The organism is Idiomarina sp. ST20R2A10, assembly GCF_051842345.1.
GTDB classification, from domain to species: domain Bacteria; phylum Pseudomonadota; class Gammaproteobacteria; order Enterobacterales; family Alteromonadaceae; genus Idiomarina; species Idiomarina loihiensis.
This window is the reverse complement of record NZ_JBNIEY010000012.1, coordinates 38,554-64,652: the sequence shown is the minus strand read 5'-3', so window position 1 is coordinate 64,652 and position 26,099 is coordinate 38,554. Positions and strand designations below refer to the sequence as shown.

The following is a 26,099-nucleotide window of genomic DNA, read 5'->3' as shown; positions in this document are numbered from 1 at the left end:
ACAAATATTTCGTTTTGCTTAACTTCTGCAAGTGCCCACACAGTTTGCTTGGCTTGATATAATTGTTAAAGAGCGTTGCTTCTTTCGAAGCAGGGAGGCGTATTCTACACGTCCCTTTCGTTTCGTCAACCCATTTTTTTCAGCTTTTTCAGCCCGGTTAAAACAAAACGCCGTTGTCGGAATTTATTGCAAATACACTTTGCGGATAACTCATGACAACGGCGGCGAATTATAGTGATCTCTCTGAGCCTTGCAAGATCTTTTTCGATCAAAAAGTTTAACCGAACAAAAAACAACCAGCTGTAACTAAAACCCTTAGATTTGCTCGTTTTTAATTCTATTTTGTTGTTTTTTTGTGATTACCTTGAACTGTTGTTATATTGAATCACTCTAATAAGTTGGAATTACATAAAGGGCTTAAATCTTATGCGCTGGAAATCAATAACTTTTACCTGTTTGCTTGTTGCAACTCTTAGTTCAAGCGCCATACGAACGAGTCATGCTGCTACTTTTGATGGCAGCCTCCAAAATTCGTCTTCCACTTTACAAGATACTTACCGAAGTATTATCGAAAGTCACCTCAATAAAAACTTCTCTATTATGCGAACTGTACGCATTCTGATTAATAACTACCCAGAACATGCTGCCTATATCGTTAATGCCGCTTTTGATACCAGAGAGAGTAGAGTAACCGCCATTGTAATAGCCGCCATGCAAGCGGAGCCTGCAGTTACTTATACTGTCGTCGACATTGCTATAGCTCGTTACCCAGATTTATGTAATGCCATTGTTGAGGCAGCTATTCAAACCGAGCCCGCTTATATTGATGATATCATTACTATTGCTTTGCAACGTCAACCTGATCAGGCTGAAACTATTATACGCAAAGCTGTCGCGTCCCATCCTGATTTTACTGAGTCTGTTTTGAGAACCGCAGCGCAGGAAGCACCTAGTTCAATTTTTTCTTCATTGACTAAGTCGATAAAGGCTTTACCGGAGACAGCAACAGCTTTAATTGCCGTTATGAAGGACTTTTTTGTTGGTTCAGATGATGAAGAGGGCACATACGAAATTAGCAAAGAAGATTGGAGAATTTTAACTCTGGAAGCGAAAGAGTCAGGAGTTAGCCGCAAGGAACTTGAATGGTTAGTAAAGGAAGGTTATCTGGAAAAGGAAACCTTCGCTAAGATTTTCAACGAAAGGCTCTAATTAGTTATTACCACTTGGTTTTAGACACAAAAAAGCCGGCTGTACTTCAGCCGGCTTTTTAACTTTCCGAAGCGGTTTACTCCGCAGCTTCTTCAGCTACTTCTTCAACTTCTTCAACTTCTGGGCGACCAACTAATTCAATGTAAGCCATTGGTGCGTTATCACCTGTACGGAAGCCACACTTCATAATGCGAGTGTAACCACCTGGGCGTTCTTCATAACGCGGGCCTAATTCATTAAACAGCTTGCCAACAACCTCTTTGTCACGTGTGCGTGCGAACGCCAGACGACGGTTTGCTACGCTGTCTTGTTTTGCCATTGTGATCAACGGCTCAACAACGCGACGTAACTCTTTTGCCTTTGGCAAAGTCGTCTTGATGATCTCATGACGCACTAAAGAGCTTGCCATGTTGCGGAACATTGCCTGACGATGGCTGCTGTTTCGATTTAGTTGACGACCACTCTTACGATGGCGCATACCTATACCCTTCTCAGTAAATCTATTACTAAGGTGACCTTAGTCGTTGTCAATTAAGCTGGCTGGTGGCCAGTTCTCAAGGCGCATGCCTAGAGACAAACCACGTGAAGCCAACACGTCTTTGATTTCAGTCAACGACTTCTTACCCAAGTTCGGAGTTTTCAATAACTCGACCTCAGTGCGTTGTACTAAGTCACCAATGTACTGAATCGCTTCTGCTTTCAAGCAGTTCGCAGATCGAACAGTCAATTCCAAGTCGTCTACCGGACGCAGAAGGATCGGATCGAACTCCGGCTTCTCTTCTTTTTCTTCCGGTTCACTGATATCACGAAGTTCTACGAAGGCATCCAACTGTTCAGCTAAAATTGTTGCTGCACGGCGGATAGCTTCTTCTGGATCCAATGTACCATTGGTTTCCATTTCGATAACCAGCTTGTCTAAGTCGGTGCGCTGTTCAACACGAGCCGCATCTACAGAATATGCAATGCGTTCTACCGGGCTGAACGACGCGTCGACTAAAAGACGACCGATTGGACGTTCATCATCATCAGCGGACTGACGAGATGCCGCAGGCACGTAACCACGACCACGTTCGACTTTCACTCGCATAACAAGTTCATAGTCGCCTGTCAGATGACAGATAACGTGCTCAGGATTAACGATTTCAACATCACCATCGTGGGTGAAATCGCCTGCTGTTACAGGACCTGCTCCGGATTTATTCAAAGTCAGAGTTGCTTCATCTTTACCTTCAACGCTGACTGCCAGCCCTTTCAGGTTTAATAAAACTTCAATGACATCTTCCTGAACGCCCTCTTTGCTGCTGTATTCGTGCAGCACGCCATCGATTTCAACCTCAGTCACTGCACAGCCTGGCATTGACGACAGTAAAATGCGACGTAACGCATTACCTAGTGTATAACCAAAGCCGCGTTCCAGAGGCTCCAGTGTCACCTTGGCATGAGTCGGGCTGATTTGCTCGATGTCGACTAACCTCGGCTTTAGGAATTCGGTAACAGAACCCTGCATTGTGTCCTCTCTCTATGCTTAAGCTTTACTTAGAGTAAAGCTCTACGATCAACTGTTCGTTAATTTCAGCAGACAAGTCGCTACGTTCTGGAAGACGTTTAAATGCACCTTCCAATTTGTTGTTGTCTACTTCTATCCAGACTGGCTTTTCGCGTTGTTCTGCAAGCTCCAGTGCTGCTCCGATACGTGCCTGTTTCTTCGCTTTTTCACGAACAGAAACGACATCTTCAGGACGAACCTTGAACGATGGAATGTTCACTACCTGACCATTCACAACAACTGCTTTGTGACTGACCAGCTGACGAGCTTCTGCGCGTGTTGACGCAAAACCCATGCGATACACTACGTTATCCAAGCGCTGTTCCAGCAACTGCAACAGGTTTTCACCGGTATTGCCTTTCAGTCGTGCAGCTTCTTTGTAGTAGTTACGAAATTGCTTTTCCAGTACGCCGTACATACGACGAACTTTCTGTTTCTCACGCAACTGAACACCGTAATCTGACAAACGACCGCGACGCGCGCCGTGTTGTCCTGGTGCAGTTTCGATCTTACATTTAGAATCGATTGCGCGAACGCCGCTCTTCAGGAACAAATCTGTTCCTTCGCGACGGCTCAGCTTGAGCTTTGGACCCAAATATCTAGCCATGATCTTTCTCCAACTATCGATTCACGCCTTAAACGCGACGTTTCTTAGGCGGACGACAACCGTTGTGAGGAATCGGTGTCACATCGGTAATATTTGTGATTTTGTAACCAACGGCGTTCAGGGCACGAATCGATGATTCACGACCCGGGCCTGGACCATTCACAAATACTTCCAGGTTTTTCAGTCCGTATTCCTTCGCCATTTCACCTGCGCGTTCTGCTGCAACCTGTGCTGCGAACGGCGTTGATTTCCGTGAACCACGGAACCCTGATCCACCTGCAGTAGCCCACGCTAGTGCGTTACCCTGGCGATCAGTAATGGTAATAATGGTGTTGTTGAAAGATGCATGCACATGAGCCATGCCATCGGCGACCTGCTTTTTAACGCGCTTTCGAGAGCGAGTTGGTGTTTTAGCCATTACTCAATCCCCCTATTTCTTGATTGGTTTGCGCGGACCTTTACGAGTGCGCGCATTTGTTTTAGTGCGCTGCCCACGTAGAGGTAAGCTACGACGATGACGAAGTCCACGGAAACACCCGAGGTCCATCAAACGTTTAATGTTCATAGATACTTCACGACGCAGATCACCTTCTACGGCGAACTTTGATACAGCGTCACGAAGCGCGTCCAGTTTGTCTTCTGACAATGAACCAATCTTGGTGTCTTCAGCGATACCCGTAGCAGCAAGAATCTGCTGTGAACGAGTACGGCCAACACCGTAGATTGCAGTCAAAGCTATGACTGCATGCTTATTGTCAGGAACGTTAATGCCAGCGATACGGGCCACTAACACGTCTCCTTCAGTTTGTAGGCTTCAGTTGAAAAGCCCGTTAGGATACTCAACCGATTGCCGAATTGCAAATACTTCAAAGGCTGCGGCGACTAAGCCGCAAGCCTTTCCTTCGAATCAACCTTGTCGTTGCTTATGCTTAGCATCAGTGCAAATAACGCGAACTACACCGTTACGCTTGATGATTTTGCAGTTACGACAGATTTTCTTCACGGAAGCACGAACTTTCATTGCTACTCTCCGTTCTACCCAATCTTACCGGCCGTAGCCTTTTAGATTGGCTTTTTTCAGGACAGAGTCATATTGATGCGACATCATATGAGTCTGAACCTGTGCCATAAAGTCCATGATAACAACAACGATAATCAATAAAGATGTACCGCCGAAGTAGAATTGCACATTCCATGCAATCATCATGAACTCCGGAACCAAACAGACAAAGGTAATGTACAGTGCGCCTGCTAATGTCAAACGCGTCATTACTTTATCGATGTATCTTGAGGTTTGTTCACCTGGGCGAATACCCGGAATAAACGCACCCGACTTCTTCAAGTTGTCAGCTGTTTCGCGAGGGTTAAATACCAACGCAGTATAGAAGAAACAGAAGAAGATTATCGCAGCCGCGTACAATAACACATATAACGGCTGACCGGGAGACAATGTCATCGATACTTGCTGCAAAAAGTCTGCAACCATACCTTCACCAGAGCCAAACCAAGTGGCAATGGTACCCGGGAATAAAATAATACTTGACGCAAAAATTGGTGGAATAACACCAGCCATATTAACTTTCAATGGCAAGTGCGTGCTTTGCGCAGCAAATACCTTACGACCTTGTTGACGCTTCGCATAATTAACGACGATACGACGTTGACCACGCTCCACAAAAACAACGAAATAAGTTACTGCTAAAACCACAACCCCAATTAATAACAACAATAACAGGTGCAAGTCACCTTGACGCGCTTGTTCAGCCGTTTGGCCGATAGCGGAAGGTAATCCTGCAACAATACCCACAAAGATCAGGATAGAGATACCGTTGCCAATACCACGCTCAGTAATCTGTTCACCTAACCACATAAGGAACATGGTTCCTGTGACTAAGCTCACTACAGCAGTGAAATAGAAGCCGAAGCCAGGGTCTATTACGAGTCCTGGCATCAAATTTGGCAAGCCTGTAGCTATACCAATCGACTGGAACGTTGCCAGTATTAAAGTACCCCACCGCGTATACTGGTTAATCTTACGACGACCAGACTCACCTTCTTTCTTAAGCTCGGCCAAACGCGGATGTACCACGCTAGCCAACTGCATAATAATCGAAGCCGAAATATACGGCATAATACCTAATGCAAATACTGACGCACGCTCTAAGGCACCACCGCTGAACATGTTAAACATGGCAACGATGGTATCTTTCTGCTGTTCGAATAGCTGAGCTAATACAGCGGCATCAATACCAGGAATAGGCACAAAGGAGCCCGCTCGGAAAACGATAATCGCTCCTAACACAAACAGCAGGCGACGCTTAAGTTCCGACAAGCCACCTTGCGCTCGATTTGATTCCAATCCTGGTTTAGCCATTTGCTCTATCCTTCGATTTTGCCGCCAGCAGCTTCAATAGCTTCGCGAGCGCCTTTGGTGACTTTAAGACCTTTTACAGTCACAGCACGACTTAACTCACCAGATTTGATGACTTTAGCGTGTAGTACGTTCTTACGAACGAGACCTGCTGCTTTCAAAGTCGCCAGTTCAACGGTATCACCGTCAACCTTCGCGATTTCTGCCAAGTTTACTTCTGCAGTGACCATAGCCTTGCGAGAAGTAAAACCAAATTTTGGCAGACGACGTTGAATTGGCATTTGTCCGCCTTCGAAACCTGGCTTGACTGAGCCACCAGAGCGAGATTTCTGCCCTTTGTGACCACGGCCGCCAGTCTTTCCAAGACCTGAACCAATACCACGCCCAACGCGCTTTTTGCTGCTTTTTGCACCAGGTGCGGGAGCAAGTGTATTAAGTTCCATCGCTTATCCCTCCACCTTAATCATGTAATTAACTCGGTTCACCATACCGCGGACTGCAGCAGTGTCTTCCAACTCTACTGTGTGACCAATGCGGCGGAGACCCAAGCCACGTAGTGTAGCTTTATGCTTCGGCAAACGACCGATAGAGCTACGCGTCTGTGTTACTTTGATTGTCTTTTTCGCCATTGTTCACTACCCCAGTATTTCGTCAACGCGCAATCCACGCTTCGCCGCAACTTGCTCCGGCGATTTCATGCCGTTCAACGCTTTGATAGTCGCGCGAACAACGTTGATTGGGTTGGTTGAACCATATGCCTTTGACAGCACGTTATGAACACCTGAAACTTCCAGAACCGCACGCATTGCACCACCAGCGATGATACCCGTACCTTCTGAAGCAGGTTGCATGTATACCTGTGAACCTGAATGACGTCCTTTAACAGGATGCTGTAAAGTGTCGCCTTTCAGTTGAACGGTAACCATATTGCGACGTGCTTTTTCCATTGCTTTTTGAATAGCAGCGGGTACTTCACGCGCTTTACCATAACCAAAACCGACTTTACCTTTACCGTCGCCAACCACAGTCAGTGCAGTGAAGCTAAAGATACGACCACCTTTAACCACTTTTGCTACACGATTTACTGTGATCAACTTCTCTATCAGTTCACCGGTTTGAGCTTCTACATTTGCCATGTTCGTCTCCTAGAACTGAAGTCCGGCTTCACGAGCTGCGTCCGCTAATGCGGCTACGCGACCGTGGTATTTAAAACCACTACGATCGAAAGACACGTTTTTAACGCCTTTTTCAATCGCTCGTTCAGCGATAGTTTTGCCCACGACTTTGGCTGCGTCTACATTACCTGTAGATTTAAGCCCTTCGCGGACACTTTTCTCTGCAGTCGATGCGGCTGCCAGCACTTCAGAACCGTTAGGTGCGATCAACTGCGCGTAAATATGCCGTGGTGTACGGTGAACGACCAGGCGATTTGCACCCAACTCTTTAATTTGTTTACGTGCGCGAGTAGCACGACGTAAGCGAGCTGCTTTATTGTCCATCGTATTACCCTACTTTTTCTTGGCTTCTTTACGGCGCACTTGCTCGTCAGCATAACGGACACCTTTGCCTTTGTAAGGCTCGGGTTTACGGTATGCACGAATGTTAGCGGCAACTTGACCAACTAACTGCTTATCTGCACCTTTAACGACGACTTCAGTCTGAGTCGGAGTATCGATTGTGATCCCTTCAGGAATCTCGAACTCCACAGGATGCGAAAAGCCTAGCGTCAGGTTTAGTTTTTTACCTTGTGCTTGCGCACGGTAACCAACACCTATCAACTGTAACTTACGTTCGAATCCTTTAGTGACTCCGACCACCATGTTTTGCAACAATGCGCGAGCCGTACCAGCTTGAGCTGTTGAGTTAGCAACACCTTCACGGGCGTTAGTACGTAACTCACTCTCATCTTTTACCAGTTCAACTGCATCGTTTACAACACGACTCAGTGAGCCTTGGGCACCTTTAATCGTGACTTCCTGGCCATTTAGCGTAACTTCAACGCCAGCAGGAATTTCAATGGGTGCTTTAGCAACACGTGACATTTCCTACCTCCTAATTACGCTACGTAACCGATAATTTCGCCACCAAGACCAGCTTGGCGAGCGGCACGATCAGTCATCAGGCCTTTAGACGTCGAAACTACTGCGATGCCAAGGCCACCCATTACGTTAGGCAACTCGTTGCGTTTCTTATAGATACGCAGACCAGGCCGACTAACGCGCTCGATTGTTTCAATTACTGGCTTGCCTTCGAAATATTTCAATTCGACTTCAAGCTCAGGTTTAACAGTACTCTCGGCACTGTAACCAGTAATAAAACCTTCTTCTTTCAGAACTTGAGCAATCGCCACTTTCTGCTTAGAAGACGGCATTTTAACCGTTACTTTGTTAGCACCTTGAGCGTTGCGAATGCGTGTGAACATATCCGCAATTGGATCTTGCATGCTCATATTTGCTTTCTCCCGTGATTCGTGGCTTACCAGCTAGCTTTTTTCAAGCCAGGAATTTCACCGCGCATCGCCATCTCACGGACCTTGATTCGGCTCATGCCGAATTTACGAAGGAAACCATGAGGACGACCAGTTATACGACAACGGTTACGTTGACGCGTCGGACTGGCATCACGTGGGAGCTGTTGCAACTTAAGTACGGCTTCCCAACGCTCTTCGTCTGATGCTTTAGGGTCATTAATGACCGTTTTCAGTGCGTTGCGTTTTTCTGCGTATTTTGAAGCGATTTTAGCTCGCTTCACGTCACGCGCTTTCATTGACTGTTTTGCCATAACTCTACACCTTACTTTCTGAACGGGAAGTTAAAGGCAGCTAGCAAAGCACGAGCTTCGTCATCTGTGCCAGCATTTGTGGTAATGGTGATATCCAGACCACGTACCTTGTCGACTTTGTCATAGTCGACCTCCGGAAAGATGATCTGCTCACGAACACCCATGCTGTAATTACCACGACCATCGAACGATTTAGGGTTCAGGCCACGGAAGTCACGGATACGTGGGATTGCAATCGAAATTAAGCGTTGCAAAAAGTCCCACATGCGCTCGCCGCGCAGAGTTACTTTACAGCCAATCGGGAAGCCTTCACGGACTTTGAAACCGGCGACAGACTTGCGTGCCACAGTACGAATTGGCTTTTGACCAGAGATAGCCTCTAGGTCAGCCACTGCGTTATCAAGTACTTTTTTGTCAGCCAGAGCTTCACCAACACCCATGTTAAGGGTGATTTTATCAATCCGAGGGACTTGCATGACGCTGTTGTAGCTGAACTCTTTCATAAGCTCAGGAACTACCGATTCTCTGTAAAAATCATGCAGTTTCGCCATCGTAAAACTCCAAGTTTGAATTAAATGATTGCGTTGTTCGATTTGAAGAAGCGAACTTTCTTGCCATCTTCAAGACGAAATCCAACACGATCTGCTTTACCTGTCTCTGGGTTAAGGATCGCTACGTTCGAAATGTGGATTGCTGCTTCTTGTTCAACGATGCCACCTGATTCACCTAAAGCCGGATTTGGCTTCTGATGTTTCTTGACTACGTTGACGCCTTCCACGATCACGCGATCTTTATCGGTAAGAACTTTCAGGACTTTGCCTTGCTTGCCCTTGTCCTTACCTGCCAGGACGACTACTTCGTCATCACGTTTAATTTTTGCCGCCATAATTGACTCCTTATAGTACTTCTGGTGCCAGCGAGATAATCTTCATAAACTGCTCTGAACGCAGTTCACGAGTTACCGGCCCGAAAATACGTGTGCCAATGGGCTGTTGGTTGTTATTCAACAACACAGCCGCGTTGCGGTCAAAACGGATGACCGACCCGTCTTGTCGACGGACGCCTTTTCTGGTGCGAACGACCACCGCATTCACTACATCGCCTTTCTTCACCTTACCGCGCGGAATTGCTTCCTTGACAGTAACTTTGATGATATCGCCGATGTTTGCGTAGCGACGGTGCGAACCACCTAGAACCTTAATACATTGTACGCTGCGCGCGCCGGAGTTATCGGCAACGTCCAGGGTAGTTTGCATTTGGATCATTTCAGTGCCCCGCTTAGGTTAAAAAAACAGACCCTCTCGGGTCGTGCTGCCTTTGGTTTTTCCCTTATAAAAAGGGTCGCGAAGTGTAACAGATAAAATTTGTAAGTGGTAGGGTAATCTCAGAAAATTTCGTAGGCGTAAGATGAATTCACTATCTTAAGGGTTTAGTTTAGTTGGATTGCAGCAGAACCAATGGTAAATTCAATACTTTACGTTGCTCAGTTAATTATACCTTATTATAAGAGCACAGGCTGACTTGGGACTTCTATGGTATGAATCTGCTATTCATTATTTTTGCCCCATTCTTTGGTGCGCTCTTACCGCTATTATTTAAGCAAGCGTCGCGACCGATAAAGACCGGGATTACATTACTTGTTCCTATTTTCTGCTTAATTGTTTTGTTTCAGTACGTACCCGCTACGCTTGCCGGTGAAGTACCTAAGCAAATGGTGGAATGGCTACCGGGTATAGGGCTTGATTTTGCCGTGCGTCTGGACGGCTTGTCACTTCTTTTCGTGGGGCTCATATTAGGCATAGGCGTACTGATTATTGGCTATGCTCACTACTATTTAAGCAGCGACGACGATGAATCCCGTTTTTATGCCTGCCTGCTGTTATTTATGTCATCGATGCTGGGCATCGTTATGGCAGATAATATATTACTAATGTGGGTTTTCTGGGAACTGACCAGCATCTCTTCCTTTTTACTTATTGGTTATTGGTTCCATAGCAGTGATGCACGTCGCGGTGCTCGCATGGCATTGGCAACCACCGGCGCCGGAGGTCTGGCACTGTTAGCCGGATTACTAATAATTGGGCACATAGCCGGTGGCTATCAACTGGATACTGTATTCGCCGCAGCAGACCAGATAAAAGCGCACGCTTACTATGTACCCGCTTTAATACTCGTTTTATTAGGAGCCTTTACTAAGTCAGCCCAGTTTCCATTTCAATTTTGGCTACCACATGCCATGGCGGCGCCAACTCCCGTAAGTGCGTACTTACACTCTGCGACCATGGTAAAAGCCGGTATCTTTCTATTAGCACGTTTTCATCCGGTATTAGCCGAGACTGAACTGTGGTTTACCCTGGTTACATTAACCGGTTTAATTACCATGTTAGTCGGTGCTTACTTTGCTCTGTTAAAGCACGACCTTAAAGGTTTGCTGGCTTTCTCTACGGTAAGCCATCTGGGTCTCATTTGTATGTTACTGGGGATAGGCACCCAGGCGGCTGTGATAGCGGCACTATTTCACATTATTAACCATGCTCTATTTAAAGCCGCGCTGTTTATGACCGCAGGCATTATTGACCATGAGTCCGGCACTCGTGATATGCGTAAACTGCAAGGGCTTATGAGCCTGATGCCTATAACGGCTACTCTTGCCATGATTGTAGCGGCCTCAATGGCAGGAATACCACCGTTTAACGGGTTTATGTCTAAAGAGCTATTCCTGGATCAAGCTCTGCAGCAACATTTGTTCGGTGGGCTGTCATGGTTTATTCCTATTTTGGCGACTGTGGGAGCCATGCTGTCGGTGGCTTACTCTATTCGCTTTATTCACGATGTTTTCTTTAACGGCGACTATAAAGAACTGCCAAAAAAACCACATGATCCTCCTCGCATGATGTCTGCACCGGTTGCTGTGTTAGGGTTCCTTTGTATCGCTATCGGCGTCGCACCAATGACTATGGTCTCCGGTATACTCGATCAGGCCGCCGCCGCTGTTACCGGCTCTCCTGTTGAAGTAAAACTATCGCTTTGGCACGGCTTTAACATGCCTTTGTTAATGAGCGCAGTCGCAGTGGTTGGCGGTATTCTGATATACCTTTCCCGCGATCAACTGTTTACATTTAATCGCCAATTTGACGGGCAGGACGCTAAACACAATTTTGAACGCCTCGTGCAAAAAGCCTCTGATGCAGCAGCAAATTTTTACGACCGCTTAGACACAGGTTCCTTGCAGCGCTACATTGCTTTTGTTCTTATCAGCGTTATTGTCGTGTTGCTTCCTTCGTTAAGCGACCTAAGCGTGGTAACTGGTGGCAAACCTCAGTTGCCTGTTGATATGGTGAGCATGGTTGGTGCTATCGTCCTGATATCCGCAGCATTTGCCACCGCTACATTACATCGTAATCGTTTTGTGATGTTGATGATGCTATCCGTGGTTGGACTGGTTGTGTCGTTAGCTTTCGCGCACTTTTCGGCCCCGGATCTTGCCATGACTCAGTTGGTTGTCGAAGTGGTCAGTATTATCTTAATGATACTGGCGTTGTTCTTTATGCCACAAAAAACCAGTCGGGCCTCTTCTGGCCACCGAGTTTTTCGTGACATAATCATTGCCAGCTTTATTGGTGGTATTGTCGCTACCTTAAATTTCGCAATACTGACCTCACCGTTTGAAAGCATCTCGGACTTTTTCCTTGCGAATGCAAAATCCGGTGGTGGTGGAACCAACGTAGTAAACGTCATTCTGGTGGACTTTCGTGGTTTCGATACCTTAGGAGAAATTACCGTTCTGGCAATAGCTGCCGCAGGTATTCATAAGCTGCTTAATAAGCTAAAACCATTTATGCCTTCCAGTGATATTGACGGACGCCCCTGGCATAGAATTAGACACCCGTTGATGTTAACAACTGTTGCCAACATTATTTTACCCATGGCGATGGTAGTTGCTGCCTATATATTCCTAAGAGGCCACAACTTACCGGGTGGTGGTTTCATCGCAGGCCTGATAGTCGCCTCGGCGATGATCCTGCAATACATTGCCAATGGTGTCGACTGGATGAAAGAACGCTTTAGCGTTAATTATCAATCTCTAATGTCATTTGGCGTTTTGATTGCCGCGCTTACCGGGCTTGGTAGCTGGCTGTTTGGCAAGCCTTTCCTGACTTCCTGGTTTACCTATTTAAACTGGCCAGTGGTTGGTAAATTTGAATTTGCAACGGCTTTACTCTTCGATCTTGGCGTTTTCCTAACGGTTGTTGGCGCTACTATGATGATTTTAAGTAACTTCGGGAAGATGACGACACGTCATCGCCCAACGCATGAGGGTCATTAATGGAAACTTTATACTCAGTTACCGTTGGTATTTTAACCGCATGCAGTGTTTTTCTAATTCTGCGCGGCCGTTCATTTCCTGTGGTCGTCGGCATTACCATGCTGTCTTATGCCGTTAACTTATTTCTATTTTCAACCGGTCGTCTGACAATAGACGGCGCACCAATTTATGGCACGCAGGAAACCTATGCCGACCCTTTACCTCAGGCACTAGTTCTCACCGCTATCGTTATCGGCTTCGCCATGACAGCGTATTCAATTATTCTGGCTGTGCGCGCCCGAGGCGAGATAGGGACGGATGAAGTTAACCAACAAGATAACAGCACGGAGGGCAACCGCTAATGTGGCAACAACATTTGGCGATACTTCCTATTTTGGTGCCGTTACTGGCGGCGCTGCTACAGCTTCTTCCCTGGGGAGACAGACCTCAGCCAAAACGCAGAGCCATAGGCCTGCTGTCCAGTATATTAACTTTAATACTGACTATTGCCCTGCTCGTTCAGGTTAATCAGGATCAGATGATTGTTTATGCCTTAGGCAATTGGTCTGCGCCATTTGGAATTGTCCTGATGGTGGACAAGCTTAGTGCTCTGATGATGCTGGTAACGGCAATATTGGCATTACCAGTGCTCATCTACGGTTGTTATGCCGAAGATAATCTTGGCTCACACTTTCAGGCATTATTTCAGTTTCAGATAATGGGTATTATGGGGGCTTTTGCTACCGGCGATATTTTCAACTTATTCGTCTTCTTCGAAGTTCTTCTGATTTCCTCCTACGCACTATTAATGCACGGTGGAGGAAAATTTCGCCTACGCACAACCTTACACTACGTATTACTCAACCTTTTAGGTTCAGCACTTTTCCTAATTAGTGTCGGTACTCTATATGGTGTTACAGGCACTTTGAATATGGCTGACCTTGCTACCCAAGTTCAACAGTTAAGCGGAGACCAGGCCGCCTTAGCTAAAGCCGGTGGTATGATGCTATTGATAGTATTCGGCATTAAAGCCGCTATCCTGCCGTTGCACTTCTGGCTGCCTCAGGCCTATTCCACAACAACCGGAGTTGTTGCCGCTCTATTCGCAATAATGACAAAAGTTGGGGTTTACGCCATAGTTCGGGTCTACACACTCATTTTCGGTCCTGAAGCTAATGAGCTTGCACTCATTGCACATGACTGGCTTTGGGTTATGGGTCTCGTTACCATGCTAGCCGGCGCTATCGGAATTATCGGGGCTCGCGACTTGCGCTTGCTTGTGGCTTATTTAGTCGTCATTTCAATTGGCACACTTATCGCAACCTACAGCTTGAATGGAATTGCGACAACCGGAGCCATGCTGTTTTATTTAATCCACTCAACCTTTATCACTGGCGCATTATTTTTACTGGCCGACCTTATTGCGTTCGAACGTGGTAAAACCGCATCACGCATCGTATCGGGCAAGAAAATGGCCAATCACTCTGCTTATTCAGTCATGTTTTTAATTGCTGCAATAGCAATAATTGGTTTACCACCTCTGTCAGGTTTTGTCGGAAAACTTATGATTATGGAATCGGCAAGCCCAACCGGGGCCAGTTTTTGGCTGTGGGGAGCCATGTTAGGCGCAACTCTTATTATGCTAATTTCAGTCACCCGGGCGGGAAGTAAAATGCTCTGGCACACACTGTCGGGTAAAGCGAATGAACAATCCGCTCCTTTAGGAAAAAGAGCTGCTGTTGTTATGCTTCTGTCGTTATCGGTTGTTATGACGTTATTTGCCAGCCCAATACGCAACTATACCGATGATGTCGCTGAACAGCTTTACGACATAGACCAGTACCCATCCCGCGTGCTGACAAAAGGAGTGGAATAATTACTATGAAAAAACTATTTCCGACACCTTTGTTATCTTTTTTCTTATTGACGCTATGGGTTCTATTATTTAACTCAGTTTCGCCCGGGGTGATCATACTGGGCGCTTTATTTTCCTGGTTTATTCCATTTTTATTCCGTGACGCCTGGCCTAATTTTGCAAAAGTTAAGCGCCCCGACCTGGCAGTCGTTTACTTTTTCATTCTGCTGAATGACATTGTCGTGGCTAACTTTAAGGTTGCCGGTATGATTCTTGGGAAACCTCGCTCGATAAAACCCGCGTTGTTTGTTTTTCCACTGGATATGAAAGAGGAGCTTCCGGTTACTCTTCTTGCAAGTACCATAACACTGACGCCGGGAACGGTATCCTGCGAAATTACTCGTGGGCGCAAAGGCATTCTTATTCACGCATTCTCAGAAGAAAGCCCGGAAGAAGTCATAAAAACGATTCGAAACCGTTATGAGCGTCGCCTGAAGGAGATATTCCAATGTTAACGACGGTACTACACATTGCCTTCTTGTTATTCAGTCTATCGGTATTAATGAATTTCTGGCGCCTTATTAAAGGACCCGATCTACCGGACAGAATACTGGCTCTGGATACAATTTACATTAATTCGCTGGCTTTACTGCTGTTGCTGGGTATGTACCAAAACACGCAAACCTATTTTGAAGCAGCATTACTCATTGCCATGTTCGGTTTTGTCGGTACCATCGCGGCAGGTAAATTTTTACTGCGTGGCGACCTAATAGAATAAAAAGGAAAACCTTATGGATGCATTGAACCAATTACCAGCATGGTCACAGTGGCTAGCGGCCTTCTTTATCTTATTAGGCGCTATATTTGCCTTTATTGGCTCTTTGGGGTTAGCAATACTCCCCGACTTTTTTACTCGTTTACACGCCCCCACGAAAAACACCACAATAGGCATTGGAGGCATAGTCATAGCTTCTATTCTTATTACTTCGGTACAAGGGTCGATTAACCTGAACGAACTTCTGATTGCCATATTCCTGTTTTTGACGGCACCTATCAGCGCCCACATTATGGCTAAAGCCGCATTACATACAGAACTGAAGATGTTTAATCGAACAAAAGACTTTCGTCAGGAAGGGGATTCTTACGAGCATATATTGCCTAATAAAAAAGACATGGAACCATAAGGTTCCATGTCTTTCGCAGTAAAAACTTAAATCGCTTTAAAAATAGTAACCAAAGTTAATGTTAAAGCGGTCATTGACCTCGCCACCATCAGTTGCGGTATTACCACCAATAAATGGTTGGTTTTTTGCTCTTACGTAATCAACATAAGTATAAAAACCGCCGCCGGCTGCAACAGCAACCCCTAGAACGTTCATCCAAGTATCATCTTGATAACCCATTTTATCGGTCATTAAGCTGTGGTCATTATAGAAAGTTAAGCTTGTCAGAGGACCAATATCTACTGGCAAAGTATAAGCAACATTAGCTGTATACAGTTTCGCTTCAGTAGGAATTGCGTCGTAATAAGCGTAAGCAGCCATGTAAACACCACGGTTTTCTAGTTTTATATCGTAGTCATAGTCTGAATACTGTAACTGTACGTTCCAGGGGCCGTTATTGTAGACACCATGAGCGGCCCAGGCCATACGATTACCAACATTCTGATTCTCATACGCCTGTGCATCTGTGAAGCCTTCAGCGGCCGTTCCTGAATACAAATTCCCGCCTTGCAAAGACACACCAAGCTCTAAGTTCTCATCATCGCTGAAGGTAAACTTACGTGCGGTTCTGAAAGCATAACTATTGCTCTCACCTACAGGTAAACCCGGTTCGTCATAAGCGCCCTGACCTGGTAACCGAATACCCACGGTGTCATAGTTATAGCGCGCTGTACGATCAGAAGTTGAGCCATCAATACCGCCCTGCTCGTCTGATTTCAGGTAAGCTAAATCAAAATCCCACTCATCGCCACGGTATTTAAACCGAATACCGTTATCATGTTCATCTTCCAGGCCAACATAGAAAGTACTATTAAAGAAATAGCTGTGAGAGTTGTAAGGCATGTTACCAAATGGAATTTTTACGACACCAACCTGCCCTTGAAGTTTATCGGTGAAGTCATAACCAAACCAGGCGTGTTTGACAACGTCCTGATAATTAAACCAACGATACTCAGCAGAAAGGATCACCCCCCCCATTTCTCCATCAAAGTTCAGACGGAAAATATCGAAGTCCAAATCGCCACCGCGGTTTTCATTATCTGAGTCATAATTATTGTATTCATACTGAAAGCGAACCGCGCCATGAACCTTTATTGGCCAATTTTCGTTCTCTTCCGTTTTCTTTTCCAGCTCGTCTAAACGCGCATGAACTCCGGAGTCGTAGACAACTCTGCGGTTCGAACTGCTTTCTTTGCTGGCAGTTTCATTGCCTTTTTTTACTTCTCGTTCTTTTACAACAACGACTTCTTCTTTCTCTCGCTCTTCTTTTTCTTCAAGCCGTTTTTCCAATTGAGCTAAGCGTTCTTTTAACGCCTGTATTTCCTGTTCAACCGAATTACTATCTTGAGGAGCAGCAATGACCGGACTTGCCACAAGCACAGTAGCTGCAAAAAATAAACTTTTTGACATGAATTGTCTCCCTCTGAGAACTACGCATTGGTGTGCGTATTTATTATTTCTTATGTTAAAAAGAAATTTATTTAATTTCAGATATTTGTACTAAACCTATTAAGGTTTAGATCAAAAAAAAAGCCTCCGCAAGGGAGGCCTTTTAATTTCTTATCGCTATCTGCGTTTAGACAACAGTAGCGCGCTCAACGATTTCTTCCAGAGCCCAAGATTTATTCTTAGACAGCGGACGACATTCGCGAACAATCACGGTATCGCCAACTTTAACCTGGTTTTCTTCGTCATGCGCATGTACTTTAGTTGTACGCGTGATGTACTTCCCGTATACCGGGTGCTTTACACGACGTTCAACAGCTACAGTGATGGTTTTATCCATCTTATCGCTGACAACTTTGCCTTGCAGAGTACGAACACGTTTTTCGTCAGTCATTACGCACCTGCCTTCTCATTTAAGATGGTTTTAACACGTGCGATATCACGACGCACTTGTTTCATCATGTGAGTCTGATTCAGCTGACCAGTTGCTGCCTGCATGCGCAGATTAAACTGCTCACGACGCAAGCCTAACAACTCTTCTTGCAGCTGCTCAACGGTTTTATCTTTCAGTTCACTTGCTTTCATCACATTACCGTCCGAGTCACAAAAGTGGTTTTGAAAGGCAGTTTACGTGCCGCCAGGCGGAACGCTTCACGTGCCAACTCTTCAGGAACACCGTCCATTTCATACAGAACGCGACCTGGTTGAATCTGAGCAACCCAGTATTCGACGTTACCTTTACCTTTACCCATACGAACTTCTAAAGGCTTTTTGGTAATAGGCTTGTCAGGAAATACACGGATCCAGATTTTACCTTGACGCTTAACGTGACGAGTCATTGCACGACGGCCTGCTTCGATTTGACGCGCGGTCATACGACCACGGTCAGTAGCTTTTAAACCAAAAGTACCGAAGCTGACTTTGTTACCAGACTGCGCCAGACCACGGTTGCGGCCTGTGTGAACCTTACGGAATTTTGTACGCTTAGGTTGTAACATATCGTCTCTCCTTACTTACGGTTCTTGCCGCGCTTAGGAGCTGGCTTTTCTTCAGTTGGAAGTCCACCAAGAACTTCACCACGGAAAATCCAGACCTTAACACCGATGATACCGTAAGTGGTGTTCGCTTCTGAGGTCGAGTAGTCGATGTCTGCACGTAATGTGTGCAGCGGTACACGGCCTTCACGATACCACTCAGTACGTGCAATCTCTGCGCCGCCTAAACGACCACTCACTTCAACTTTGATACCTTTGGCACCCAAGCGAATGGCGTTTTGTACGGCACGTTTCATAGCACGACGGAACATGACACGACGTTCCAACTGACCAGCAATATTGTCAGCTACCAGCTGCGAATCCAACTCAGGCTTACGAACTTCTGAGATGTTGATTTGCGCAGGAGCACCTGTCAACTTAGAAACTTGCTTACGCAGCTTTTCTACGTCTTCGCCTTTCTTACCGATAACCACGCCAGGACGTGCTGTGTGAATAGTCACACGAACGCTCTTAGCGGGGCGATCGATAACGATACGAGAGACTGATGCATTGCGCAGTTCTTTAGTCAGGAACTTACGTACCTGAAAATCACTGTGCAGGTTATCAGCGAACTCATTTGTATTCGCATACCAGGTTGCATTCCATGGTCTGGAGATACCTAGGCGAATACCATTAGGATGTACTTTCTGACCCATAATTTATCTCCTAGCTATCTGACACGACCACAGTAATGTGGCTGGTGCGCTTAAAGATACGATCGGCACGGCCTTTCGCCCGTGGCTTGATGCGCTTCATAGTAGGACCTTCATCTAAAAAGACTCGGCTTACTTTAAGTTCATCAATATCCGCACCTTCGTTATGTTCCGCGTTCGCGATTGCTGACTCAAGAACTTTCTTGATTAAGCCAGCAGCTGCTTTGGGGCTGTATGCCAGGATATCCAGTGCTTTATCTACCGGAAGTCCACGGATTTGGTCTGCGACCAAACGGCCCTTCTGCGCTGAAACGCGGGCAAATTGGTGTTTAGCAATTGCTTCCATCACTCTCTACCTCTTACCGTTTCTTCGCTTTCTTATCAGCAGCATGGCCGCGATAAGTACGGGTTGGCGCGAATTCGCCTAATTTATGACCGATCATTTCATCTGTCACGTAGACAGGAACGTGCTGACGACCGTTGTGAACAGCGATTGTCAGGCCGATCATATCTGGGATGATCATTGAACGACGGGACCAAGTTTTAATTGGCTTCTTTTCCCCGGCTTCCAACGCTTTCTCCACCTTATTTAGCAGGTGAAGGTCAATAAATGGACCTTTTTTAAGAGAACGTGGCATGTTTTATCCTCAACTCTTATTTGTTGCGACGGCGTACGATGAACTTATCAGTACGCTTGTTTTTACGGGTTTTGTAGCCCTTGGTCGGCGTGCCCCATGGAGTCACAGGATGACGTCCACCAGAGGTACGGCCTTCACCACCACCGTGAGGGTGATCAACTGGGTTCATCGCCACACCGCGAACGGTCGGACGAATACCACGCCAGCGGTTTGCACCGGCTTTACCCAATTGACGCAGCATGTGTTCTGCGTTGCCTACTTCACCGATAGTTGCACGACCTTCAGACTGAACGCGACGCATCTCACCTGAACGTAAACGAACAGTAACATAAGCACCGTCACGAGCAAGAATCTGGCAATAAGCACCCGCTGAACGAGCCATCTGTGCGCCTTTACCTGGCTGTAACTCTACCGCGTGAACAACACTACCCACAGGGATGTTGCGCATTGGCAGGCTGTTACCAGGTTTGATTGGTGCGTCAACACCAGACTGGATACGATCGCCTACTGAAAGGTTTTTCGGAGCCAGAATGTAACGGCGTTCACCGTCAGCATACAAAACTAAAGCGATATTCGCTGAACGGTTAGGATCGTATTCAATACGCTCAACCTTTGCAGGGATACCATCTTTATTACGTTTAAAGTCGATTACACGGTAGTGGTGTTTATGACCACCGCCAATGTGACGAACCGTGATACGACCGTTATTGTTACGACCACCAGACTTGCTGTTTTTTTCCAGCAATGGTGCGTAAGGCTTGCCTTTGTACAGGTCCTGACCGACGACTTTAACGACGTGGCGTTGACCCGGAGACGTAGGCTTACTTTTAACTACAGCCATGTTTATTCCTCCTGTTACTCAGCGCCGCCTGAGAAGTCAATGTCAGCACCTTCATTCAAGGCAACATACGCTTTCTTCCAGTCACTGCGTTTCCCAAAACGAGAACCAGTACGTTTGGTTTTACCCTTCACGTTGACTGTACGTACGTTTTTGACTTCAACTTCAAACAATTTTTCGACAGCCGCTTTGATTTCGGTTTTAGTCGCATCAACAGCTACTTTAAAAACAACCGTGTTGTTATTTTCAGCAGTGTTAGTCGATTTTTCCGAAACGTGAGGTGCTAAAATCACTTTAAGCAAACGTTCTTCGCGCATCATGATAACACCTCCTCAAGCTGCTTGACGGCGTCAGCAGTCATCAGCACTTTCTCGAAAGCTATCAGACTGACAGGGTCAATACCCTGAACATCACGCACGTCGACTTTATGCAAGTTGCGAGAAGCTAAGAACAGATTCTCATCAACTTCTTTTGTCACGACCAAAACATCGTTCAGATCCATTTCTTTCAGTTTCGCTGCCAGTTGCTTTGTTTTTGGTTCATCAACACCAAACTTCTCAACAACAATCAAACGTTCCTGACGAATCAGTTCCGACAAAATGCTTTTAATCGCACCGCGGTACATTTTTTTGTTTACTTTCTGGCTGTGATTTTGCGGTTTAGCTGCAAAAGTCGCACCACCAGAACGCCAGATAGGACTACGGATTGTACCTGCACGAGCACGACCAGTACCTTTTTGACGCCAAGGCTTCTTACCACCACCGGCTACTTCAGAACGAGTTTTCTGAGCTTTTGTGCCCTGACGAGCACCTGCAGCGTAAGCTACAACTACTTGATGGACAAGGGCTTCATTAAACTCACGTCCAAAGGTAGCTTCGGAAACCTCAAGAGCGCCTTTTGCGTCTTTCAATGTTAATTCCATCACTATTCTCCTCAGACGTTATGCCTTGACCGCTGGTTTAACGATCACATCACTTCCGGTTGCACCCGGGACCGCACCTTTGATCAACAACAAGCTGCGCTCTGCATCAACCCGAACTAATTCAAGTGATTGCGTAGTGACTTGCTCATTACCCATCTGGCCAGCCATTTTCTTGCCTTTGAATACTTTACCAGGCGACTGGTTTTGACCGATTGAACCCGGTGCACGGTGAGATAATGAGTTACCATGAGTAGCGTCCTGCATGCTGAAGTTCCAGCGCTTCACAGTACCGGCAAAGCCTTTACCTTTTGAAGTACCAGTAACGTCTACTTTGTTAACTTCTGCAAAAATATCAACAGTCAGTTCAGAACCTACTGCGTAATCTTCGCCTTCGCCATTTTGCAGGCGGAATTCCCAAAGACCACGACCAGCCTCTGTACCAGCTTTAGCAAAATGACCTGCTAAAGGCTTGGTTACACGGCTCGCTTTCTTCTCGCCTGTGGTTACTTGAAGGGCACGGTAACCGTCAGTGTCATCAGATTTAATCTGAGTCACACGGTTCGCCAGCACTTCGATCACAGTAACAGGAACAGAAGCGCCGTCTTCCTGGAAGACACGCGTCATTCCTACTTTACGACCGACTAGACCTATAGCCATTGTTAAAACCTCTCGTGTGTAATCCTATTACTGCCCACTTAACCCAAGCTGATCTGTACATCAACGCCAGCTGCCAAATCTAAACGCATAAGCGCGTCAACCGTTTTGTCAGTAGGGTCCATGATATCAATCAGACGCTTGTGGGTGCGGATTTCGTACTGGTCACGCGCGTCTTTATTTACGTGTGGTGAAGTCAGCACGGTGAAACGTTCTTTCCGTGTTGGCAGTGGGATAGGACCACGTACCTGAGCACCAGTGCGTTTTGCAGTTTCAACAATCTCTGCAGTCGACTGGTCGATCAGACGGTGATCGAACGCTTTCAAACGAATCCGAATTCTTTGATTAGCCATAAATAAATCAAAGCCTCAATAAAAGAGCATTTAAAAAAGAGCACAGAAAATCGCAACCTCCCTGGCACATACCGGGGGTGCGTTTTTCTACGTCAAGCATTCAGTCCCCAATCGGGACTGTTGTCGAACGTCTTCTACACGGCAAAAGCCGATAAACTTCAAAAGACGTGGCCGCGAATTATACTGATTCACGGCCTGGTGTCAAGCCCTTAATGTGTTTTGGCGTAGTCTTCTACTTGCTCCCAAACTCGCATTAAATTACCGCCCAGAATCATTTCAATTTCTTTATCTGAGTATCCTCTGTCCATCAACCCCTGAACAAGATTTGGATAGGTAGATACATCTTTTAGTCCAACCGGCAAAGAGTCACCAACCCCATCATAGTCTGAGCCAATGCCAATATGCTCCACACCGATTAAATCACGAACATGATCAATATGCTCCAGAACGGTATCTAAAGTAGCGAACGGATAAGGATTGTTTGCTTCAATCTCTTCTATACGGCGCTTCGCTTCTTCACTTCCCTCGCCATACTGTTCTTTTACCGCAGCAATACGCTTTTTCATCATGTCACGGTAACGGTTGGCCTGCTCAGCCAAAAACGACGAACCAAAGTTAATTTGGATAACGCCCTCATTTTTCGCCAAGGCCTTTAGCATGTCATCGCTCATATTACGTTCAAAACCTGGAGTGTAAGAGCGCAGCGACGAATGCGACGCAATGACCGGAGCGTCACTAATTTCAACCGCCTGATAAAATGCCTCATCGGAAATGTGCGACACATCAACCATAACCCCGACCTTATTCATTTCTTTGACCAATTTTTTACCAAATGGACTTAAGCCATCCCATTGACGGCGAATGTCATAAGAAGAGTCTGAAATGTGATTAGATAATGAGTGAGCCAGAGTAATGTAGCGAATACCGCGCTCATAGAACATACGCAGGTTGTCAAGATCGCCTTCGATAGGAGTGCCGTTTTCCATGCCCAAAGCAATTGACATCAAGCCTTGCTCTTTATTTTCGCGGATATCATCAGTGCTATAAGCCATTGCGAACTTATCTGGTGCACGTCCGACAAGCGCTTCCATACCGTCGATAAGCTCATGAGCCAACTGAACACTGCCGCCACTCTCTTCATAAGAGGCCGGAATATAAATAGACATAAACGGGGCATCGAGGCCACCTTCTACTGCACGCGGGTAGTCAAAATCCCCTTCTGCAGTGGCCTCTGTTACATCTTCCCACTTATCATGAATTCGATAAGGTACATCAATATGTGTGTCTATTAGTAAATACTGCTTCGCCAATTTTTCAGCTTTGTCACTAGCGGTATATTCCGCTTGTTCAGAACCGTTGGTTGCAGCTTGCCCCGCTGTTGCACAACCGGTAATAACGGCCAGTACAGAAGCGGCTATCAGAGACTTCATCATACGTATTCCTCTTTTTATTTTTATACGAGATATACGCAGAGTAGCAAAAGTCTAGCTGTGCCGCATTACTGATACGCTGAAACTTATGACAGCGCCGACAATCAAGGTTCCTAATACCGGTGCCGCCAACCAAATGAGCCACCATTGATCTAATAAAATCACGGGTGCCCCTTACTGAGACTGCTTATTCTTTTGTTCAGAAGGGTCAATCTGAGTTTCAGCTTGCTTTAAATCAGGCAAAAACTCTATAACCCACTCTTCAATTGACTCTGAAACCGACTGTTTGACACTTTGCATCGCTTCTTCAGAAATTTCAGCAATCTGAGCTTGAAGCTCAGCAGTGATAGAATCTCTATTCTCATCGGCAGCTGAGACCGATGCACTGAACAACATAACACCACTGACAACACTTACGATTAACGCTTTCATGATTTTCTCCTTTGAATAAATGACAGTGCGTTAGTTAAGTCACACTATGTAATTCAAAGGTTGTGCCATCTTTTTAAATGTTGCTAACCATTTGTTATATAATCACTTTTTATTTTTAACTGAGAGAAAGAAGATTTCTCAGGTTAGTGTTTTTCACCAACTTTTAGTCAATTTATGACGTTAATGATGATACGTGCTGACTGTGATCATCGCGAAAAGCCAGAGCACCATAAAGCAGTTGTTCGGCGCTGGTGGCTCTGGGGCCTTTCACACTAAGATACTGGCGCCACCGCTTACCTCCGGTCATTCCCTGAAACAGTCCCAGCATATGGCGGGCCACATGCCAGGCGCGCCCGCCCTGTCGAATATGGTTGTCTATATAAGGTATCATCGCGGTAACTACAGCCTCACGAGTTAACTCTGCCGGCTTCGTTTCACTCAAAGAATCAAGCTGAGTAAGTAACCAGGGATTTTGGTAGGCTGCCCGGCCAATCATCACCCCATGGACCTGGTTTAAATGCTGCTTAACCTCATGCAATTCGACAATTCCGCCGTTAATCGCCACGGGGACATCAGGGTATCTTTTTTGGGCCCGGTAAACCCGTTCATACTGCAATTCAGGAATATCCCGGTTTTCTTTCGGGCTAAGGCCTTGCAGCCAGGCTTTACGGGCATGCAAAGTCAGTTGATCAACACCAGCAGCAACAACGGCATCGGTTAATTCATATAGAAAGTCATCAGAATCCTGCTCATCAATGCCCAAACGGGTTTTTACGGTAACCGGAATATCGGTTACCGCTTTCATTGCCTTTACGCATTCTGCAACCTTTTCCGGTTGAGCCATCAAGCACGCGCCAAAGCTACCATTTTGCACTCGGTCAGATGGGCAACCGACATTAATATTAACCTCATCGTACCCCCGCTCTTGTGCCAAACGCGCGCACTCGGCCATAGCCGCGGGCTCCGAACCTCCAAGCTGCAAAGCAACCGGATGTTCCTCTGCATTGAATGCCAGAAAATCCTGCTGACCAAAAATAATCGCACCTGTCGTTACCATCTCGGTATAAAGCAAGGTACTCCTGGTCAGGAGACGATGAAAATACCGGCAATGGCGATCGGTCCAGTCCAGCATCGGGGCTACAGAAAGCTTATAAGAATATGGTTCGGTCAAAATATCCACCCGGTAAAAAGTTAACCGACAAAGTCAGTATATTTAGCAGACTATTTTAACTCAGAATACACCAGTAAGCAGCCTCTTCCGTAAAACCCTTTTCCTTACCCCTAAAACTCTCTACAATGACTAAAATGGTCATAAATTGTAGTCAATAATGAAAGCTCAAGAAGCACAACGACTTATACAAAAAGCTGAAAAACTCTGCCAACAACGTGGTGCCCGCCTGACAAATGCCCGCCGCGAAGTTTTCGCGATACTCGCAGAGCATTCAGGAGCCGTCGGCGCATATGATTTACTCGATCAACTGCGGGAAGTCATGCCCAATGCAAAACCCCCGACAATCTACCGCGCTTTAGACTTTTTACAAGAACAAGGCTTCGTTCATAAAATCACTTCGTCGAATAGTTTTGTTCTTTGCTCGCATTTCGACCATCAACATCCGGTTCAAATGTTAATCTGCAGTTCCTGCGGCGATGTTCAGGAAATTCAGTCCGAAGGGGTTTATGACGAATTGAAACATCAAGCCGAAGATCAAGGGTTTAAGGTTCAGAGCCAAACTATAGAAGCACATGGTTTGTGCACTAAATGCCTTTAATATTAGCGCTATTAAATAATAACAATAGGTAA

40 protein-coding genes are annotated in these 26,099 nt (G+C 46.1%); 8 read left to right on the top strand and 32 right to left on the bottom strand.

Annotation, left to right across the window (positions count from 1 at the left end; all coding sequences use genetic code 11):
- The first annotated feature begins 426 nt into the window (after positions 1-426).
- Positions 427-1,209: a hypothetical protein gene (locus ACP7H9_RS13285; protein WP_034823220.1), complete on the top strand. Its 783-nt coding sequence runs from the start codon at positions 427-429 to the stop codon at positions 1,207-1,209.
- Between the two features lie 76 nt (positions 1,210-1,285).
- On the opposite strand, the gene rplQ is transcribed toward ACP7H9_RS13285, so the two are convergent.
- The 17 genes from rplQ to rplN all read right to left on the bottom strand — a co-directional run bounded on the left by rplQ (position 1,286) and on the right by rplN (position 9,779).
- Positions 1,286-1,687 carry a 50S ribosomal protein L17 gene (gene rplQ, locus ACP7H9_RS13280; protein ID WP_011235122.1) on the bottom strand — a complete coding sequence of 134 codons (402 nt, stop codon included), beginning with the start codon at positions 1,685-1,687 and terminating at the stop codon, positions 1,286-1,288.
- Between the two features lie 39 nt (positions 1,688-1,726).
- Positions 1,727-2,716 (bottom strand): DNA-directed RNA polymerase subunit alpha, encoded by a 990-nt coding sequence (locus tag ACP7H9_RS13275; protein WP_011235123.1) that lies wholly within the window; start codon positions 2,714-2,716, stop codon positions 1,727-1,729.
- A 25-nt stretch (positions 2,717-2,741) separates the two neighbouring features.
- Positions 2,742-3,362: a 30S ribosomal protein S4 gene (gene rpsD / locus ACP7H9_RS13270; RefSeq protein WP_011235124.1), complete on the bottom strand. Its 621-nt coding sequence runs from the start codon at positions 3,360-3,362 to the stop codon at positions 2,742-2,744.
- Between the two features lie 28 nt (positions 3,363-3,390).
- Positions 3,391-3,780, bottom strand: coding sequence for a 30S ribosomal protein S11 (gene rpsK, locus ACP7H9_RS13265; protein WP_011235125.1), 390 nt, complete (start codon positions 3,778-3,780; stop codon positions 3,391-3,393).
- A gap of 12 nt (positions 3,781-3,792) precedes the next feature.
- Complete coding sequence (gene rpsM, locus ACP7H9_RS13260) at positions 3,793-4,149, bottom strand: 30S ribosomal protein S13 (protein ID WP_011235126.1); 357 nt, start codon at positions 4,147-4,149, stop codon at positions 3,793-3,795.
- Positions 4,150-4,269: 120 nt separating this feature from the next.
- On the bottom strand, positions 4,270-4,383 hold the full coding sequence (gene rpmJ, locus ACP7H9_RS13255) for a 50S ribosomal protein L36 (protein WP_006956433.1): 114 nt from the start codon (positions 4,381-4,383) through the stop codon (positions 4,270-4,272).
- A gap of 24 nt (positions 4,384-4,407) precedes the next feature.
- Positions 4,408-5,736, bottom strand: coding sequence for a preprotein translocase subunit SecY (secY, locus tag ACP7H9_RS13250; protein WP_011235127.1), 1,329 nt, complete (start codon positions 5,734-5,736; stop codon positions 4,408-4,410).
- 5 nt (positions 5,737-5,741) lie between these two features.
- Positions 5,742-6,176 (bottom strand): 50S ribosomal protein L15, encoded by a 435-nt coding sequence (rplO, locus tag ACP7H9_RS13245; protein WP_011235128.1) that lies wholly within the window; start codon positions 6,174-6,176, stop codon positions 5,742-5,744.
- 3 nt (positions 6,177-6,179) lie between these two features.
- Positions 6,180-6,362 carry a 50S ribosomal protein L30 gene (gene rpmD, locus ACP7H9_RS13240; protein WP_011235129.1) on the bottom strand — a complete coding sequence of 61 codons (183 nt, stop codon included), beginning with the start codon at positions 6,360-6,362 and terminating at the stop codon, positions 6,180-6,182.
- Between the two features lie 6 nt (positions 6,363-6,368).
- Complete coding sequence (gene rpsE, locus ACP7H9_RS13235; RefSeq protein WP_011235130.1) at positions 6,369-6,869, bottom strand: 30S ribosomal protein S5; 501 nt, start codon at positions 6,867-6,869, stop codon at positions 6,369-6,371.
- A gap of 9 nt (positions 6,870-6,878) precedes the next feature.
- The gene (rplR, locus tag ACP7H9_RS13230; protein WP_011235131.1) at positions 6,879-7,232 is read right to left on the bottom strand and encodes a 50S ribosomal protein L18; all 354 of its coding nucleotides are present in this window, start codon (positions 7,230-7,232) and stop codon (positions 6,879-6,881) included.
- 9 nt (positions 7,233-7,241) lie between these two features.
- Positions 7,242-7,775 carry a 50S ribosomal protein L6 gene (gene rplF, locus ACP7H9_RS13225; protein WP_011235132.1) on the bottom strand — a complete coding sequence of 178 codons (534 nt, stop codon included), beginning with the start codon at positions 7,773-7,775 and terminating at the stop codon, positions 7,242-7,244.
- A 14-nt stretch (positions 7,776-7,789) separates the two neighbouring features.
- On the bottom strand, positions 7,790-8,182 hold the full coding sequence (rpsH, locus tag ACP7H9_RS13220) for a 30S ribosomal protein S8 (RefSeq protein ID WP_011235133.1): 393 nt from the start codon (positions 8,180-8,182) through the stop codon (positions 7,790-7,792).
- 26 nt (positions 8,183-8,208) lie between these two features.
- On the bottom strand, positions 8,209-8,514 hold the full coding sequence (gene rpsN, locus ACP7H9_RS13215; protein WP_011235134.1) for a 30S ribosomal protein S14: 306 nt from the start codon (positions 8,512-8,514) through the stop codon (positions 8,209-8,211).
- An 11-nt stretch (positions 8,515-8,525) separates the two neighbouring features.
- Positions 8,526-9,065: a 50S ribosomal protein L5 gene (rplE, locus tag ACP7H9_RS13210; RefSeq protein ID WP_011235135.1), complete on the bottom strand. Its 540-nt coding sequence runs from the start codon at positions 9,063-9,065 to the stop codon at positions 8,526-8,528.
- A 20-nt stretch (positions 9,066-9,085) separates the two neighbouring features.
- Positions 9,086-9,400, bottom strand: coding sequence for a 50S ribosomal protein L24 (gene rplX / locus ACP7H9_RS13205; RefSeq protein WP_011235136.1), 315 nt, complete (start codon positions 9,398-9,400; stop codon positions 9,086-9,088).
- A 10-nt stretch (positions 9,401-9,410) separates the two neighbouring features.
- Positions 9,411-9,779, bottom strand: a complete 369-nt coding sequence (gene rplN, locus ACP7H9_RS13200) for a 50S ribosomal protein L14 (protein WP_006956444.1) — start codon at positions 9,777-9,779, stop codon at positions 9,411-9,413.
- A 272-nt stretch (positions 9,780-10,051) separates the two neighbouring features.
- Here rplN and ACP7H9_RS13195 point away from each other — a divergent pair, with 272 nt between their 5' ends.
- From ACP7H9_RS13195 to ACP7H9_RS13170, 6 genes are read left to right on the top strand one after another with little or no spacing between them, the layout of a single operon-like run.
- Positions 10,052-12,841 (top strand): monovalent cation/H+ antiporter subunit A, encoded by a 2,790-nt coding sequence (locus tag ACP7H9_RS13195; protein ID WP_439222891.1) that lies wholly within the window; start codon positions 10,052-10,054, stop codon positions 12,839-12,841.
- Positions 12,841-13,182, top strand: coding sequence for a Na+/H+ antiporter subunit C (locus tag ACP7H9_RS13190; RefSeq protein WP_011235138.1), 342 nt, complete (start codon positions 12,841-12,843; stop codon positions 13,180-13,182). The genes ACP7H9_RS13195 and ACP7H9_RS13190 overlap by 1 nt, the downstream gene beginning before the upstream one ends.
- Positions 13,182-14,696: a monovalent cation/H+ antiporter subunit D gene (locus ACP7H9_RS13185; protein WP_153849570.1), complete on the top strand. Its 1,515-nt coding sequence runs from the start codon at positions 13,182-13,184 to the stop codon at positions 14,694-14,696. Before ACP7H9_RS13190 ends, ACP7H9_RS13185 begins: the two co-directional genes overlap by 1 nt.
- Before the next feature lie 5 nt (positions 14,697-14,701).
- The gene (locus tag ACP7H9_RS13180; RefSeq protein ID WP_011235140.1) at positions 14,702-15,190 is read left to right on the top strand and encodes a Na+/H+ antiporter subunit E; all 489 of its coding nucleotides are present in this window, start codon (positions 14,702-14,704) and stop codon (positions 15,188-15,190) included.
- Positions 15,184-15,453 carry a K+/H+ antiporter subunit F gene (locus tag ACP7H9_RS13175; RefSeq protein WP_011235141.1) on the top strand — a complete coding sequence of 90 codons (270 nt, stop codon included), beginning with the start codon at positions 15,184-15,186 and terminating at the stop codon, positions 15,451-15,453. Before ACP7H9_RS13180 ends, ACP7H9_RS13175 begins: the two co-directional genes overlap by 7 nt.
- 13 nt (positions 15,454-15,466) lie before the next feature.
- On the top strand, positions 15,467-15,859 hold the full coding sequence (locus ACP7H9_RS13170; protein ID WP_011235142.1) for a Na+/H+ antiporter subunit G: 393 nt from the start codon (positions 15,467-15,469) through the stop codon (positions 15,857-15,859).
- Between the two features lie 36 nt (positions 15,860-15,895).
- Here the strand turns inward: ACP7H9_RS13170 and ACP7H9_RS13165 are convergent, their stop codons facing one another.
- The 15 genes from ACP7H9_RS13165 to dusA form a co-directional block, all read right to left on the bottom strand.
- On the bottom strand, positions 15,896-17,308 hold the full coding sequence (locus tag ACP7H9_RS13165; protein ID WP_439222890.1) for a carbohydrate porin: 1,413 nt from the start codon (positions 17,306-17,308) through the stop codon (positions 15,896-15,898).
- A gap of 166 nt (positions 17,309-17,474) precedes the next feature.
- Positions 17,475-17,738, bottom strand: coding sequence for a 30S ribosomal protein S17 (gene rpsQ / locus ACP7H9_RS13160; RefSeq protein ID WP_417441895.1), 264 nt, complete (start codon positions 17,736-17,738; stop codon positions 17,475-17,477).
- Entirely contained in the window at positions 17,738-17,929 is a 192-nt protein-coding gene (gene rpmC, locus ACP7H9_RS13155) for a 50S ribosomal protein L29 (protein WP_011235145.1), read from the bottom strand. Before rpmC ends, rpsQ begins: the two co-directional genes overlap by 1 nt.
- Positions 17,929-18,342, bottom strand: coding sequence for a 50S ribosomal protein L16 (gene rplP, locus ACP7H9_RS13150; RefSeq protein ID WP_011235146.1), 414 nt, complete (start codon positions 18,340-18,342; stop codon positions 17,929-17,931). The genes rpmC and rplP overlap by 1 nt, the downstream gene beginning before the upstream one ends.
- 11 nt (positions 18,343-18,353) lie before the next feature.
- Positions 18,354-19,034 (bottom strand): 30S ribosomal protein S3, encoded by a 681-nt coding sequence (rpsC, locus tag ACP7H9_RS13145; RefSeq protein ID WP_054489113.1) that lies wholly within the window; start codon positions 19,032-19,034, stop codon positions 18,354-18,356.
- Positions 19,035-19,044: 10 nt separating this feature from the next.
- Positions 19,045-19,377, bottom strand: a complete 333-nt coding sequence (gene rplV, locus ACP7H9_RS13140) for a 50S ribosomal protein L22 (protein WP_417442098.1) — start codon at positions 19,375-19,377, stop codon at positions 19,045-19,047.
- Positions 19,378-19,390: 13 nt separating this feature from the next.
- Positions 19,391-19,669 carry a 30S ribosomal protein S19 gene (rpsS, locus tag ACP7H9_RS13135; RefSeq protein WP_011235149.1) on the bottom strand — a complete coding sequence of 93 codons (279 nt, stop codon included), beginning with the start codon at positions 19,667-19,669 and terminating at the stop codon, positions 19,391-19,393.
- A gap of 16 nt (positions 19,670-19,685) precedes the next feature.
- Positions 19,686-20,510 carry a 50S ribosomal protein L2 gene (gene rplB / locus ACP7H9_RS13130; RefSeq protein WP_011235150.1) on the bottom strand — a complete coding sequence of 275 codons (825 nt, stop codon included), beginning with the start codon at positions 20,508-20,510 and terminating at the stop codon, positions 19,686-19,688.
- A 14-nt stretch (positions 20,511-20,524) separates the two neighbouring features.
- Positions 20,525-20,827: a 50S ribosomal protein L23 gene (gene rplW / locus ACP7H9_RS13125; protein ID WP_011235151.1), complete on the bottom strand. Its 303-nt coding sequence runs from the start codon at positions 20,825-20,827 to the stop codon at positions 20,525-20,527.
- The gene (rplD, locus tag ACP7H9_RS13120; RefSeq protein WP_110013992.1) at positions 20,824-21,429 is read right to left on the bottom strand and encodes a 50S ribosomal protein L4; all 606 of its coding nucleotides are present in this window, start codon (positions 21,427-21,429) and stop codon (positions 20,824-20,826) included. Before rplD ends, rplW begins: the two co-directional genes overlap by 4 nt.
- Positions 21,430-21,447: 18 nt before the next feature.
- The gene (gene rplC, locus ACP7H9_RS13115; protein WP_110013991.1) at positions 21,448-22,086 is read right to left on the bottom strand and encodes a 50S ribosomal protein L3; all 639 of its coding nucleotides are present in this window, start codon (positions 22,084-22,086) and stop codon (positions 21,448-21,450) included.
- Positions 22,087-22,124: 38 nt separating this feature from the next.
- Entirely contained in the window at positions 22,125-22,436 is a 312-nt protein-coding gene (rpsJ, locus tag ACP7H9_RS13110) for a 30S ribosomal protein S10 (protein WP_053954198.1), read from the bottom strand.
- Positions 22,437-22,645: 209 nt separating this feature from the next.
- Entirely contained in the window at positions 22,646-23,866 is a 1,221-nt protein-coding gene (locus tag ACP7H9_RS13105; RefSeq protein ID WP_110013999.1) for a dipeptidase, read from the bottom strand.
- Positions 23,867-24,040: 174 nt separating this feature from the next.
- Positions 24,041-24,298: a hypothetical protein gene (locus ACP7H9_RS13100; protein ID WP_011235155.1), complete on the bottom strand. Its 258-nt coding sequence runs from the start codon at positions 24,296-24,298 to the stop codon at positions 24,041-24,043.
- Positions 24,299-24,470: 172 nt separating this feature from the next.
- Positions 24,471-25,469 carry a tRNA dihydrouridine(20/20a) synthase DusA gene (gene dusA, locus ACP7H9_RS13095; protein WP_011235156.1) on the bottom strand — a complete coding sequence of 333 codons (999 nt, stop codon included), beginning with the start codon at positions 25,467-25,469 and terminating at the stop codon, positions 24,471-24,473.
- A 157-nt stretch (positions 25,470-25,626) separates the two neighbouring features.
- Here dusA and zur point away from each other — a divergent pair, with 157 nt between their 5' ends.
- A complete protein-coding gene (zur, locus tag ACP7H9_RS13090; RefSeq protein WP_011235157.1) occupies positions 25,627-26,067 on the top strand; it encodes a zinc uptake transcriptional repressor Zur in 441 nt (146 codons plus the stop codon).
- Positions 26,068-26,099 lie beyond the last annotated feature (32 nt).